Source organism: Exiguobacterium indicum HHS 31 (assembly GCF_001939065.1).
Lineage (GTDB): Bacteria > Bacillota > Bacilli > Exiguobacteriales > Exiguobacteriaceae > Exiguobacterium_A > Exiguobacterium_A indicum.
Genome location: NZ_MPSZ01000001.1, coordinates 553772 through 568542, shown reverse-complemented (window position 1 = coordinate 568542; position 14771 = coordinate 553772). Strand labels below are relative to the sequence as shown.

At 48.2% G+C, this 14771-nt stretch carries 12 protein-coding genes; 3 read left to right on the top strand and 9 right to left on the bottom strand.

What is annotated here, in order from left to right:
* Positions 1–114: 114 nt before the first annotated feature.
* The 5 genes from N179_RS02895 to N179_RS02875 form a co-directional block, all read right to left on the bottom strand.
* On the bottom strand, positions 115–999 hold the full coding sequence (locus tag N179_RS02895; RefSeq protein WP_075642141.1) for an alpha/beta fold hydrolase: 885 nt from the start codon (positions 997–999) through the stop codon (positions 115–117).
* Positions 1000–1018: 19 nt separating this feature from the next.
* Positions 1019–1465 (bottom strand): DinB family protein, encoded by a 447-nt coding sequence (locus tag N179_RS02890; RefSeq protein ID WP_075642140.1) that lies wholly within the window; start codon positions 1463–1465, stop codon positions 1019–1021.
* Entirely contained in the window at positions 1458–1976 is a 519-nt protein-coding gene (locus N179_RS02885) for a GrpB family protein (RefSeq protein WP_075642139.1), read from the bottom strand. Before N179_RS02885 ends, N179_RS02890 begins: the two co-directional genes overlap by 8 nt.
* 90 nt (positions 1977–2066) lie before the next feature.
* Positions 2067–2804, bottom strand: a complete 738-nt coding sequence (locus N179_RS02880; protein ID WP_023467903.1) for an acetoacetate decarboxylase — start codon at positions 2802–2804, stop codon at positions 2067–2069.
* A 13-nt stretch (positions 2805–2817) separates the two neighbouring features.
* A complete protein-coding gene (locus N179_RS02875; protein ID WP_075642138.1) occupies positions 2818–3837 on the bottom strand; it encodes a ketopantoate reductase family protein in 1020 nt (339 codons plus the stop codon).
* Between the two features lie 101 nt (positions 3838–3938).
* Here N179_RS02875 and N179_RS02870 point away from each other — a divergent pair, with 101 nt between their 5' ends.
* The gene (locus N179_RS02870) at positions 3939–4820 is read left to right on the top strand and encodes a LysR family transcriptional regulator (RefSeq protein ID WP_075642137.1); all 882 of its coding nucleotides are present in this window, start codon (positions 3939–3941) and stop codon (positions 4818–4820) included.
* 38 nt (positions 4821–4858) lie between these two features.
* Here N179_RS02870 and N179_RS02865 read toward each other — a convergent pair whose 3' ends face one another.
* The 4 genes from N179_RS02865 to adhE form a co-directional block, all read right to left on the bottom strand.
* Positions 4859–7573 carry a bifunctional 2',3'-cyclic-nucleotide 2'-phosphodiesterase/3'-nucleotidase gene (locus N179_RS02865; protein ID WP_075642136.1) on the bottom strand — a complete coding sequence of 905 codons (2715 nt, stop codon included), beginning with the start codon at positions 7571–7573 and terminating at the stop codon, positions 4859–4861.
* Positions 7574–7680: 107 nt separating this feature from the next.
* Positions 7681–7992 carry a hypothetical protein gene (locus N179_RS02860; protein ID WP_075642135.1) on the bottom strand — a complete coding sequence of 104 codons (312 nt, stop codon included), beginning with the start codon at positions 7990–7992 and terminating at the stop codon, positions 7681–7683.
* Positions 7993–8037: 45 nt separating this feature from the next.
* A complete protein-coding gene (locus N179_RS02855) occupies positions 8038–9438 on the bottom strand; it encodes a hypothetical protein (protein ID WP_075642134.1) in 1401 nt (466 codons plus the stop codon).
* Positions 9439–9628: 190 nt separating this feature from the next.
* Positions 9629–12223, bottom strand: a complete 2595-nt coding sequence (adhE, locus tag N179_RS02850) for a bifunctional acetaldehyde-CoA/alcohol dehydrogenase (RefSeq protein WP_075642133.1) — start codon at positions 12221–12223, stop codon at positions 9629–9631.
* A gap of 336 nt (positions 12224–12559) precedes the next feature.
* On the opposite strand from adhE, the gene N179_RS02840 reads away from it, so the two are divergent.
* Together N179_RS02840 and N179_RS02835 are read left to right on the top strand one after the other, a co-directional pair.
* Positions 12560–13111, top strand: a complete 552-nt coding sequence (locus tag N179_RS02840; protein WP_035397969.1) for a beta-class carbonic anhydrase — start codon at positions 12560–12562, stop codon at positions 13109–13111.
* Positions 13112–13423: 312 nt separating this feature from the next.
* A complete protein-coding gene (locus N179_RS02835) occupies positions 13424–14743 on the top strand; it encodes a Na+/H+ antiporter family protein (protein WP_075642629.1) in 1320 nt (439 codons plus the stop codon).
* The last annotated feature ends 28 nt before the right edge of the window (positions 14744–14771 follow it).

The following is a 14771-nucleotide window of genomic DNA, read 5'->3' as shown; positions in this document are numbered from 1 at the left end:
CGCTCGGAATCGCTTCTTAGGGAAATACAAGCAGGAGCGACCCTGCAACAAAGTGAAGCGGCGCGATGCTTGTCCCAGAAAAACGATTCGAGCGAAACGAAAAACGTAACCTTACTACTGACTTTGAATCGGTAAATCCCATGTCACCCCGATCAAATCCGTGATTCGCTCTGCCGCCTCGTGTGAAAACCCGGCAATCGTGTAATGATTCGTGTCCGCAATCACGTGATACATCCCGTTCGGTAAACTATCGGCGAACGCAGCGTGAGCCGTATTGATTTGTTCGGTCAATGCCGGATTCAACCAACTTTCCGGCATGCCCCCTACCCAGTTCGAAGCAGACAGGACGAGAACCGGCTGTGTCACGTCTTCAAGCAACGATAGAATCATCTGATTATTCTCCTCGACCGTTTGCCATTCGTCGAGTGTTCCCCGCCAATGTCCAGGTGCCGCAAAATGCCGCCACATCGGTAATTGATCGGCTTCCGGTAAGACACTGAACATCTTTTTGCCGAGACGATCAGGAATCATCCAGGCGATCGGTCGGACGTGACTAAGGAAATAGAGGAATCGATTCCACTCCTCTTGTGTTCGTTCGTACCAGTTCGGTAATGCTGCATCGACATCGGGATGCGACGGATCAAGCAAAACGATGCCGCGTGTCTCGTCTGCAAACAATCGTCCACTTGCGAGAGAGATATAGGCGCCGAGCGAGTGTCCGATGAAGACATACGGTCCTTCGACACGAAGCATCCGTAAGACGTCCGCGAGCTCATCTGCTTGATGCGTAAAGAGTCGTTTGTTTTTGCCACGACTCGACCGACCATACCCGAGACGTGAATATTCAAAGACCCGCCCTCGCTTCAATAATTCAGTTCGTAGCCAGCCCCATTGATGTCGATTCGACATCATCCCGTGATCAAGGACGAAGGTGACGTTCCCACTTCCTGTCAGCCGGGTATCAAAACGACCGGCTGATGTTTCAACAATATATTCCATATACTACCCCTACTTCCATTCATTCAAATAACGAGATCTCTAGCTCGTATCCAAGGATGTTCAAGTAATCAAATAACTGGGATCGATGATGATAGAGATGCACGGCTGCTTCGATTGCCCAGCCGTTCATCGAGTCGGTAACGCCCCAGTACGTCGGACGCGTCGTAAATCCAGTCGTGACTTTCTTCTGATAGATAGAAAACGCACGATTGATTCGATCATGTAACTGATCGCGTGGGACCGGTTCCGCATAAAACGCCTCCATTGCTTCAGCCGTCGCCCCTTCTGCGATCATCAAATCGGCTTCAAGTAACACAGCGAGATGGACAGCGACTTCACCGACGGTCCGTTTCCCGTGGATTGGTCGCGCGTCCCAGTCCTGCGCCTCGATCTTCTCAAACAACGCTTTCGACGTCTTCACACCAACGCCGACATGGCGGATGAGGTCATGTTCCCAGTCAGTCATGTGCATTCCCCCAAGCGATTGCGCGGTGTTCGAGTTCCTTGACGAACGCATCCTTGCCGGCGATATAGGCTTCGATATCAAGCGGATATGTCGTTGCTAATTGTTCCTTTAATGCTCCGTAAGCAGCGGCTTCTTCTGGATGGGTACGTAAGTAATCCCGAAAGACGAGATGACGCATGATTTCTGGATTTCCTGCCGCATAGAGATGGATGTGATGCGTCCGTTCGTCTCCACCTTTTCGATAGTACCGACGCCCCGGCATCCCGAATTCACCCTTCGCTTCGTAACCGAGCGCTTCCATCCGTCCGTCGAACTGCTCAATTCCCTCTAGTGTATCGACGACGGGTAAGATATCGATGATCAGTTTTGCAGCGAGTCCCGGAACTGATGTACTTCCCATATGATGGATCTGCTTAAGACGTGCTCCGAACACCTCTCGTAACTGATCCGCTTCTCGTGAGTATTCACTCGCCCATTCTGATTGATACGGTAACACAATGACTTGTCGCATGGTCGTTTCCCCCTCTCAATTCAGTATGCCAGTTTTTGGGGTAAAACAAAACGACCATCCATTTTGGAGGTCGTTGATGTTAGAGAGTCGTTAATCCGTTAAATAATCATACAGTTTCGCAGGTCCACCAAGTCGAAGATCAGCGATGATATGCTGGGCATCGACGATCTTCCGAACAGGGAAGTCAGCGAGTGGTGCCATGACATGTTCGAATAACTGAAGTCGCGCCGGTCCACGGTATGCTTCTTTAATCTCAAGATCCGTGATTTGACTCCGCGTCAGTTCGGAGATGATCAACTCGCCTTGATAACCGCGATGCTGTTTGAGCATGAACTGCGGCGCACCGACAATCGATTGTGCCTCTTCGACCGCCATCGGAACATACTTGTATCCCATCGTCGCTTGGGCGACACGAAGTGAATGATAGTCAAGCGTTCCAACGAGTACATCATTGTCGAGATAAAGCCGGGGTGAACCATACTTCTTCGGAAACGCAGCCACTTCACGACCAGAAGCGATCGCCGGCTGATTGTTGACATACATCGAGAGATAAAACTCACCGACCTCTTCTTGATACCGAACCGGAATGACTTGCCCGCACTCGAGATAACTCCCAAGACCTGTGCTATCCGGCATATTGATGATCTCAAACTTGATCTGATTACTCAGCACCTCGAGCGGTTCCGGAACGACTGCTTGTAACGCTTCGATGTCCGTCTCATAGATGATGTTCAAGTATTCCCGATTTCGAAAGAAGATATCGACCGCCGGAAAGACCGGTGCATTGATCGGCGTCGCGACGATATTTTTTACATCTTCCTGTCTCATCTGAATCCCTCCTTCATGCGTTTAACAATGCGGCAAAGCGTGCGACACTTGTTTCAAAATCTGGAACCGTCTTCGCTGCTTGCGCTTCTTCGACGATTTCTTGAATGAGTGAGTTGAATGGTGTTTTGATATCGTATGTGTTGCCATACATCGTGACGATCCCATTAATGAAACGAATTTCGGTCGGTTGCCCTTTTTGTAAGTCCTGCAACATACTCGCTTCTAAGTCACGCGACCCGTGCATCAATCGTGGTACGGTGCTCAGTTTTTCATCGATATCGTCTAGTGTTGCGTAAGCTGCCGGCTCAAACGTACTCATCCGCGCGAATGTGATGCCGTGGACGTGACCGACTTCAACGACTTCCTGCATCGTATGAATCGCTGCCCGTAACAAGACCGGATGATCGAGAACGTCGCCATACGTACCGTTACACGCAGCGGATAATCCACTGAACGTACTATTGATGACGAGTTTTGACCATTTCGTTCCCGGTAGATTATCAGAGATCTCCGTCCCACCGATGTGATCAAGGATGCCCTTCAGTTGGACGATTCGGTCCGTTTTCTTGCCATCCAGTTCACCGATTTGCATCGCATACGTCTTAAAGTGCTCGTAATCCGATGTCAGACGTGACTCACCTGGTCCGACGTATGTCGCTCCGAACTCGACGGATCCCGCGATGATACGTTCGCGTGGAATCTGTTGTTGAATGAATTCTTCCGGTACACCGTTTTGCAAGGAGACGAGAATACCGTCTTCCTTCAAGATCGTCCGGACTTTCGCTAGGACCGGTTCATTGTAGACCTGCTTCGTTAGCAACAATACGATATCGTACATCTCCGTGATGTCATCCGGATGCATCGCATGGACGGCTTGCGTCAAATCTGGTCCAATGACATGCGCGCCTGTTGTGTTCAGCGCTTCGATATGTGCGCGATTCGTATCAATCAAATCGACATCCTCATACTGTTTACTTAAATAAGCTCCCATGATGGTTCCTAGTGATCCTGCTCCGTAAATTCCGATTTTCATTTCTATCACCTCTGGTATTTACGATATACTGGTTTCATCATAAACAGAAATATATATATTTATATATTTTAATAACCTATAGGTTATGTCAGGAGGATATCATGGAACTCTTACATTTGAATTATTTTCGTCACGTCGCGGAGGAATTGAACGTGACGCGTGCTGCCGAACGATTATTCATCAGTCAGCCTGCCCTTAGTACGACGATCAAAAAACTGGAGCGTGAATTGAACACGACGTTATTTCATCGAAAAGGCAGAACAATCAGCTTGACCGACAATGGACGACTTCTACTGCAGTCGGTCGAAAAAATCGAACACGAGCTGACACGGGTCCAGGAACGCATGGCGCGAAATGATGCCTCTACCGAAACACCACTCAGCCTTGCCAGTTCGCACGGTCGCTTCATCCAATTAATCCTACGGGAATTTCTCTTGCCGCAGACTGCGCCTTTGTTCAACTCGGACATCCTCTCGAATCGCGACATTTTAAGTGGCCTGCTCCATCAAGAATTCCATTTCTCGATCAGCTTTATGGAACTCAAGCACCCGCTCATTACGAGCGAACCGATCGTGGAGGAAGATATCGTCATCACCTATCCTGCTTCCTATTCAGAGAAAGAAGCGATTACGGCTCTCTATGCGGATGCAACGGAAACTGCCTTTTTGTTTCCCTCCCACAATAAGGACTACAACCGCTTCATCCAATTGAAGATGGCGGAACTAAACATCTATGCCGATACCTCGCACTATATTGATGACGTCTCACTGCAACTCGCCTTACGCCAGCAACGGTATTTCAGCTTCGTTCCCGTCTCCGTCTGTCGCGAGATGGGACTTCCCTTCATCACAGACGATGTGTTTACCATTACGTCACGACTCTACATGTCGCACGCGACGAATCAATTAACAGTCGAGCAAGCAACCATCTACGAACGCATTAAACGATTTCTACTCTCACAACGCACATATCTAGCCAAATAGAAACGGATGCCTGCATATGCAGACATCCGTGTGAGATATTACTTCGTGATGAAGTAGCGTGACTGATCGAGATGATCTTTCGCTGTATAGATGTTGAGTTTGTACGAGCCGTTCGTCAATGCCTTACGCATCTTCAAGACATAGTTCCCGTGCTGATCCGCCACGTCTTGAGCGATCAATTGATAACCAGCTTCTGTTTTTTGGTAGAGGCGGACGATTTGTCTTTTTTCGACTTTACCTGTCAACGTCTTTTTGCCTGACCATTTTTTGACCGGATACGTGTTCTTGATCGTGAACGACGCCTTTTTCGTGATCTTGTTCGAGATGTCTGTCGACTTGACCGTGTACGTACCTGTCGTTAGACCGTTCTTGACCGCAATCTTGAAGCCGCTTGCCGTCGTTTTCGCTTTCGCGATCTTCGTTGATCCTTTATAGAGCGTCACGTCAAGACCTTCCGTTGCTTTACCGCAGAGGACCGTTGAACCGTAGACTGCTGACTTTTTATCGATCGCTGGTGTCGCAACGACACCTGTTCCGACTGTGACGTTCGTTTCTGTCTTCATGAAGCTGAGTTCAGAGACGATCGTCAACTTGTCACGCAATTTGAGCGGACGTGTCACGACTTCGTATTGACCCGCTTCGTTTGCTGTTGCTGTTCCAAGGACTTTTTCCCCGAGTTTGACTGTGACTTTCGCACCTGAAACGGCTTGACCAGTAACGACTTTTGCACCTGGTTTAACTGCTTTCGCCGAGACCGTGAAGTCTTTCATCGGAACGTTCATATTGAATTTAAGGAACGTACCTGTCTCACCTGGACGTGTTTCACCTGTGTTCGTGATGCCTTCATACCGCTTGACGTACGGTGCAGCTGCAGCCGCTGAATCAAAGCTGACCGTCGTCGGTTTGCTTGCGACGAGTGACCAGTTGTCATCGGCTTTATAATCAACCGGTTGTTTCGCTTTGATGAAGTCCGAAATGACGTTCCGTGTTTCGTAAGCCGATTTGTAGACGATGTTCTTACCAGCGCCGACACCCGGGAATGTCGCACTTCCTGCACGATAATCATTTGTAGCAACGAGAAATTCTTGATCGTCTGCGATCGCTTTTCCTTGATACTTGATGTTTTGGACACGGTTAGCATCTTTATTTATTTCAGCGCCGTTATAGTCAAATTTCGCCGGTTGCGTGATATCGATTTCATATGTCAAGCCGTCGAGAATATCGAAGTTGTAGCTGCGGAAGTCTTTGTTCAACAAGTTCGTCTGCTCAGCACCAACTTGATTGAATTGACCGGCAGACATTTCAAGCCAGTTTTTCACGTCTGCTCCAGTAATTTTCACTACTTGTAGTGTGTTTGGATAAACATAGAGATCGGCAACATTTTTTAATGCGATCGGTCCCTTTTTAATTAATGTATAATCATTTGCATTTACTTGATTTCGTCCACCCGTTTTAAAAGGTGCTGCTGCCGATAGTAAAGGAAGATCTTTGTATTTCGCGAGATCGGCATTTTCTTTTAGTTGCTTCTCGACATACCATTTCTGAGCGTTCGTTACGAACTGAACTGAATCATCGTCTTGTGCGAGGGCGAAGAAACTTTGGATATCATCATTGATCGTACCGACTTCTTGACGAATGTAAGCAAGTGTTCCTTCATGCGCCTTTTCGATCAACTTGACTGCATCTGCATCTGCTGTCGTATCTTTCGTCACGTCCGCTAGTTTAGCGCCAGACGTATCAACGACCCATTTCCCGTCGACTTCCTTCAACTGAAGATCAATGACACCGACGTTTTTCCCCTGCGTGTTTGCCATGACGACTGGTTTCCCATTGATTAAGCCTTTTTCTTTATCAACATTCGGTAGTTTGTTGAACGCTGAATCGGCTGCTGGGAACTTCCCGTGCTGATGACCTGTCATCAAGACATCGATGTCTGCAACTTTCGTCAACGCGTAGCCGACGTTCTCATCACCATCTTTTTGATCCGTCGTATCCCCGATCCCTGTATGTGCGAGTGCAACGACGACATCTGCGCCTGCGTCTTTTAATTTCTTCGCTGTTACTTTAGCAGTCGGGATGATATCTTCAGCCGTTACTTTTCCAGTAAGTTTCGATGAATCCCAAACCATGATTTGTGGCGTGACGACTCCGAACACACCAACCTTAACTGTTTTCATGTCACCATTCTGGTCCTTGACTTGACGTTCGATGATTTGATAGTCTTTTCCATCTTTGTTGTAGTCCGCGACGATTGGCTTTTTCGTGACGGCATCCAATACGTTCGAGTTGACGAACTTGATTGAACCGCTCGAAGCACTCATCGCTGACTTGAGGAAATCAAGACCGAAGTTGAATTCATGGTTTCCGAGCGTGACCGCATCATAACCGAGGTATTCCATCAATTCGTACATCGGATGTTTGCCTTTGTTTCCTTTGTCGTACTGGTTCTTCACGTAATCACCGAATGGCGTTCCTTGAAGTGTATCCCCGTTATCGAATAAGAAACTGTTCGTTGCGCCCACTTCAGTTTGTTGCTGTTTAATGACCGTAGCGGCTTTGACGAGACCAATCGTTTCGTCCTGCGCATCCTTGAAGTAATCGTAGTTCATTGAGTTCGTATGTAAATCCGTTGTTTCTAAGAAGCGTAACTTGACGACACTGTTGTCGGCAGCAAGTGTCTTGACTTGAACGACTGGTACGAGCATCGGTGCGATCAATGTCGACGCGATGACGAGTTTCGTTGCTTTTTTCATATGGATTTTCCCCCCAGGATGTTTTGACTGCTTCATTAATTTAGCATGGTTCGATTATAGCTAATAGTCCTTTCAAATAGGTCGGACATCCGTCTTATTTAACCTACTTAACTAATTCCAAATACTGGCTTAACATTGTTGATTTTACCTTTACAAACCAAGTTTGAATGGTAAAAAAAGGGGGTGGTGAAAATGAGATGAACCACGTAAAAAAACGATACGTTTTCAGGACATGAACCTGAAAACGTATCGTTTATGCTTGATGTAGAACGTAACTGTTCATTCTCGACTCCTACAGGGAAAGAAAGCATGTTTTTCGCTTGCGTCAGGGTCAGGTGAAACTCGATAGACGAAACGATACCGCGGATTACCTCCCGCATGTGGAAAGCGGCAATGACAGCAACGTTCGTCGTCCCCATTCATGGTACATCTCCTAGTGGAGGAGCTTCATCACTCCACGTTCCTTAAACCGCTTTGTCTGGCTTCCGTCGGACGACATAACCAAGAATTCCGCCAAGTAACGCAAGCCCTGCGGCGTATAGTACTGTCCAGCCTGCCGTCTGTTGAGCGAACTCGAATAAGACGTCACTGCGCCATTTCATTGCGAACTGAACGTACGAAGCTTGACTGACGATGAAGCTGATGACACCGATCGCGATCGCAAAGACGAACGGATCGATGATCGATTTGAAGCTTCGGATACTACAGACGAAGTAGATCGCAAACGTTACGAGCAACAACACCCAATACGCACTCTCACTGGAGACATTCGGTGGCGTCGCTCCTGCCGATTCCGCATCAATCACTTGGATCGTCTGCCGCGCGACGCCGTAATCAACAGGATCGAGCTTCAATTGTGTTGCTGACAAATCCGGACGTTCTCCACCGAGTAACGTCAACAATTGTTCTGTCACCCGGTCCGTGTCGATCCCATCGACGACTTTTTGGATTGAGTCATTGAGCTGATCCTTTGAGGTCTCCCCGTTCAACATCGAGACGGGGATTTCCGCATTCGCTCCAAGGACGTCTGCTTGATACACGACTTGACCGCCGTGGATCCAGTCGTACATCCCGCCACTTCCGGCGTTCAGACTCGCGACGCTCAATGCCGTCCGTAGTGAAGAATCGCCGTCATATTCCGCTTCGTCCTGTACCGTAAAGACGAGTTGAAGCGTACTTGCGAGCATCAAAATCAGTAAGCTGGCACGTCCAGCAGCTGTCAGACCGGATAACTTTTGCGGGAAGAACGCCATCCAACCAAGCAAACTGACGACGAGAAGCGGTAAGATGCCACTCATCGCATAGCCGTCTTGTAACGAGAGGAATGGCACGTCGTTTCCGCGTCCGGCAAGGACGAACCAGATGATCCCGACGGTTAAGAAGAAACTAACCGATCGAATCGTCCACCCAAGACGACTTGCCTTAATCCTTAATACTAAAAATAACAGGACGATTAAACCGATGCCAAAGACAGAATAAAGTAACGTGCCGTAAGAGACATCGAACGTAAGTGGTGCAAGAACTTGCTTTAAGTCAATCCCAAACAACGATAAGACATCACCGGCAGAACTCGCGTCGAGTACCTGATTGATAATCCCTTCCCGGACCGCACTCGGCATCGTGATCGACAGCCCACCGACGAACAGTAGCATCAATGACACCGTGATGTCTGCATCTTTCCAGGAGACATCCGCCTGTTGCATCTGCGTCACGAGATCCTGATAGTCTGAGGATGAAGTGATTTGTGAAGTCAAAAATGCCATCACACCATAGATGACACCGAAAAAGATGAGACCGATAAGGACGCCAAACAGGACATCCCAGACGGAAAACCGTCGTTGTTTCCTTTCTTGCCTTGACTCCATCCCATTTCCTCCTTTTTATGTCTGATGTTTGAATATTCCTGCTACAGCGAAACCAAAAACATCAAATTCATTCAACAGCCATTATATCCCACCTTTTCTCTGACTGTCTCCACTGATTTCCAAAATAAAAACCGGCTTCTCACAGTGAGAAGCCGGTTGAACGATCAGGTGCCATGGTATTTTTTCTCTATTAGATGCCTTCGTATGCTTGTTCCATGATCGTCCGTAACTCAGCGACAAGCGGCATCTTCGGATTCGCCGTCGTACATTGATCCTCGAAGGCATCGACTGCCATCTTATCGAGTTTTGCCTCGAAGTCTGCTTTTTGAATGCCTTGCGCCTTGAATGACATTTTGATGTTGAGACGTTGTCCAAGATCAGCAACGGCTTGGATAAGGGATTCGACCCCTTGTTCCGTCGTTGCTGCCGGAAGACCGAGGTAGCGTGCGATGTCGGCATACCGCTCATCCGCGACGAATGATTCGTATTTCGGGAATGCTGCTAGTTTCGTTGGACGTGACGCGTTATAGCGAATGACGTGTGGCATCAGGATCGCGTTCGTCCGTCCGTGTGGTGTGTGGAATTCGCCACCGATTTTGTGTGCAATCGAGTGGTTGATGCCGAGGAAGGCGTTCGCGAATGCCATCCCTGCCATCGTTGACGCATTGTGCACTTTTTCGCGTGCTTCGGCGTCTGATCCGTTAGCATATGCTCGTGGCAAGTAGTCGAAGATCATCTTGATTGCTTTGAGTGCTAGTCCATCCGTGTAGTCGTTCGCAAGCACCGAGACGTATGCTTCTGTCGCATGCGTCAAGACATCCATTCCGGTATCAGCAGTGATCGAAGCCGGGACGGTCATGACGAATTCTGGATCAACGATTGCGACGTCTGGTGTCAATGCATAGTCAGCAATCGGGTATTTGACGTTTTTCTCTTTATCCGTGATGACGGTGAACGGTGTCACTTCTGAACCTGTACCAGAAGTCGTCGGAATCGCGACGAACTTCGCTTGACGACCAAGTGTCGGGAATTGATACGCCCGTTTGCGAATATCGAGGAATTTTTGACGTAAGTTCGAGAACGTTTCGTTCGGTTGTTCGTAGAAGAGCCACATTCCTTTTGCAGCATCCATCGCTGAACCACCACCGAGGGCGATAATCAAGTCAGGCTTGAAATCACGCATCGCTTGAGCACCTGTCTGAACAGTCGTCACCGATGGATCTGGTTCGACTTGGTCGAAGATCCGGTAACTGACGGACTGTGGTAAGTTTTGAATTACTTTATCGGCATACCCGAACTGTACCATCGTTGGATCAGTGACAATCATGACACGTGAGACGTCAGTCATTGACCGCAAGTACTGAACGGAGTTCTTTTCGAAGTAGATTTTTTCAGGGACCTTGAACCATTGCATGTTCACGCGTCGTCTCGCCACCTTTTTGACGTTGAGTAAGTGTTTCGCTGTCACGTTTTCAGATACAGAGTTTTTCCCGTATGATCCGCAACCGAGTGTCAGAGATGGTGTCAACTCGTTGTACAAATCACCGATTCCGCCATGAGCAGATGGGCTATTGACGAGGATCCGGCAGGCTTTCATGCGGAGTCCGAACGCTGTCATCAAGTCATCGTTCGTCGTATGAATGACAGCTGTATGACCGAGACCACCGATTTCAAGCATCTGTTCGGCAATCGTGAACGCTTCTTCAGTTGATGCGACGCGGTACGCACCGAGGACGGGACTGAGTTTTTCATGAGACAATGGTTCTGCCACTCCGACGTGCTCGAGTTCTGCGACGAGCATGACTGTTGTTTCCGGAACATCGATGCCAGCTTTTTCTGCGATCCAAGTCGCAGGTTTCCCGACGATGTCCGCGTTGACGGCACACGTATCGGTTTTGATGACGAGTGATTCGAGGCGTTGTTTTTCTTCCGGTGTACAGAAGTAACAACCGAGTGCTTCCATTTCCGCACGAACCGTCGCATAAATCTCTTGGTCGACGATGACGGCTTGTTCCGACGCACAAATCATCCCGTTATCAAACGTTTTTGAGAGAACGAGATCGCTGACTGCCCGTTTGACTTTTGCTGACTGTTCGATGTAACACGGAACGTTCCCTGGTCCAACACCGAGTGCCGGTTTACCTGTTGAATACGCTGATTTGACCATTCCTGCTCCACCTGTCGCAAGGACCATGGCGATGTTTTCATGGTTCATCAAGACTTTCGTTGCTTCAAGTGATGGTTCTTCGACCCACTGAATACAGTCTTTTGGTGCTCCCGCTTTGATTGCTGCGTCGCGAAGTGTTTTCGCCGCTTCCACGGAACAACGTTGTGCCGATGGATGGAACGCGAAGACGATCGGGTTACGTGTCTTGATTGCAATCAATGCTTTGAACATCGTCGTTGATGTCGGGTTCGTGACCGGTGTGACACCACAGACGACACCGACCGGTTCAGCGATATAGGTGATGCCGTTTTGGACATCCTCTTCTAAAATCCCGACTGTTTTTTCATGACGTAGACTGTTGTAGATGTATTCTGTCGCAAACATATTTTTAATCATCTTATCTTCAAAGACACCGCGTCCCGTCTCTTCTGCTGCGAGACGAGCGAGTTCGACGTGCCGTTCAAGTCCAGCAAGTGCCATATCCCGGACGATCATGTCGATTTTTTCTTGATCGAATGTCAGTAATTCTTGTAATGCACGTTGCCCTTTTTCAACGATTTGTCCAACTGCTTGTTCGACCGGCGTTGCCGTCGATTTTGTTTTTTCTTTCACAGCCATGAGTGGTTTCCTCCCTGTCGTGGAACGAATCTGAGTTTGATTTGCCAACCATTATGTCAGGAATGCCAAGCTGTTTTTCAATAGTTTGTGCTTTCCTTCACAAATTAATCATAACCCCTTTTTCCTGTTTTGTGCATGACCATCCTGTGAATTCCATCACACCTTTGATAGCGTTTACAACTGTTGTGAGTTCTTCTTTTTTATCGTTTTGCTTCATGTACATGGATGTGTGCGATTTGTCACACCTTGCATTTTCGTGACTTGATAGCCGTTTCATCATCTTGTATTCTGATATGGGGTACATATTAAGAGCTACCACTAAAGGAGGACACTTGAATGTCAGTTGTACAGGAAATGCTAGCCTTCAACGAGCGATTCGTCGCCGAAAAACAGTATGAGCAGTTCGTCTCGGACAAGTTCCCAGACAAAAAGGTCGTCATCCTGACGTGTATGGATGCCCGCTTGACGGAGCTCCTCCCGCACGCACTTGGTCTTAAGAACGGGGATGCGAAGATCATCAAAAATGCCGGTGCTATCCTATCGCACCCATTCGGTTCCGTCATGCGCTCGATTCTCGTCGCGTTGTATGCCCTTGGCGCTGAAGAGGTCGTCGTCATCGGTCACCACGACTGTGGCATGAGCACGATTGATCCTAACCACATGATCAACGAGATGAAGGATCGGGGCATCGACCAACAGATTCTTCACACACTCGAAGTATCTGGTGTTGATTTGAATCAATGGTTGCGTGGTTTCACGTCAGTTCAAGAAAGCGTCGCTCACTCGGTCAGCCTCGTGAAGAACCACCCATTACTACCACCTGGGACGAACGTCCACGGACTCGTCATCGATCCAGGGACTGGTAAACTTGACGTCGTCGATTGTTGATCACTCTCTATAGAAGAAACGCAAATAGAATTGGATGATTTACTCCGCTTTAAACTAAAGATAACGTGCCATTTTCTCTTACCGGAGAAGAATGGCACGTTTTTTCGTATGAGTCATTTTCAGTGATCAACACGCTTCTCACTTCAAGCTTCAGGGTATAACAGAATGTAACTTCTTGTGGAGAGCTAAAAGCGTATCATTCATCTTTTGATTACGAGGTCAGACTTTTACTCTTGACAGCATTCCAACATGGCTGTAAGATACTTTAGTATAGTACAGTGATAACAAAAGAAAGTGTGGTTTTACTGAATGATAAACGCCGTATTGTTTGCCGTCTTTTTACTATTTATTTTAGCGATCTTCCGCGTCCACATCGTGCTCGCGATGGTCATCAGTGCGTTTGCCGGCGGTCTCGTCGGTGGTCTTGATTTAACTGAAACGACGAAAGCTTTTTCAGATGGTCTTGGCGACGGGGCAGAAATCGCCCTGAGTTACGCGATGCTTGGTGCGTTTGCCGTTGCTCTCTCAAAAACGGGATTACCGGACGCACTCGCGCACGCCTTGATTGCACGTTCACGAGGTAATGCAAGTGCCTCATCGGTCAAAAAATTAAAAGGATTCATCTTGTTCGCAATTCTCTTGCTCGCGATCAGTTCACAAAATGCTTTACCAATTCACATCGCCTTCATTCCGATCATCATTCCGCCGCTTCTTGGTCTCTTTTCTCAGCTTAAGATCGATCGACGCCGGGTAGCGATCATCATGACGTTCGGTCTTGTGACACCATACATGTTCTTACCGGTTGGATTCGGAGACATTTACCTCAATCAAATCTTGCTGAAAAACCTGAAGGCAAATGGTCTCGATACTGCTGGAGCTTCCGTCATCGAAGCAATGGCGATTCCAGCACTCGGAATGGTCGTTGGTCTCTTGATTGGTTTGTACACGTATCGGAAAGAGCGGACGTATGAGATTCGCGACATCGCTCCAGACGATTATGAAATTCCAGTCATCACGAAAACGAAGCTTGTCTTAAGTGGAGTCGTCGTCATTGCGACATTAATCGTACAACTACAGACCGGATCAATGATTCTCGCTGCGACGACGGGGTTGATTCTCTTCTTGTTGCTTCGTCTTGTTCGCTTCAGTGAAGCCGATGACGTCATTACACGCGGTATGCGCATGATGTCATTCATCGGTTTCGTCATGATCTCAGCGAACGGATTCTCAAACGTCTTGCGTAAGACGGGCGATATCGAGCCTCTCGTCGAGAACTCGAAAGCGTTGATGGGCGATTCGCAACTCGTTGCCGCCTTCGTCATGCTCTTGATTGGCCTTCTCGTCACGATGGGTATCGGCTCGAGTTTCTCAACCGTTCCAATCATCGCTGCCATCTTCGTTCCACTATGTATCCAGTACGGATTCAGCTTAGAAGCGACGATTGCCATCATCGGTACATCCGGTGCTCTCGGTGACGCGGGTAGCCCGGCGTCTGACTCGACACTCGGACCAACGAGTGGTTTGAATGCTGATGGTCAGCATGATCACATGCGAGAAACGGTCATTCCGACGTTCCTGCACTACAATATTCCATTACTCATCTTCGGTACGATCGCTGCGGTCGTATTATAAAAACAAGACGGATTCGCTGTCATCGCGA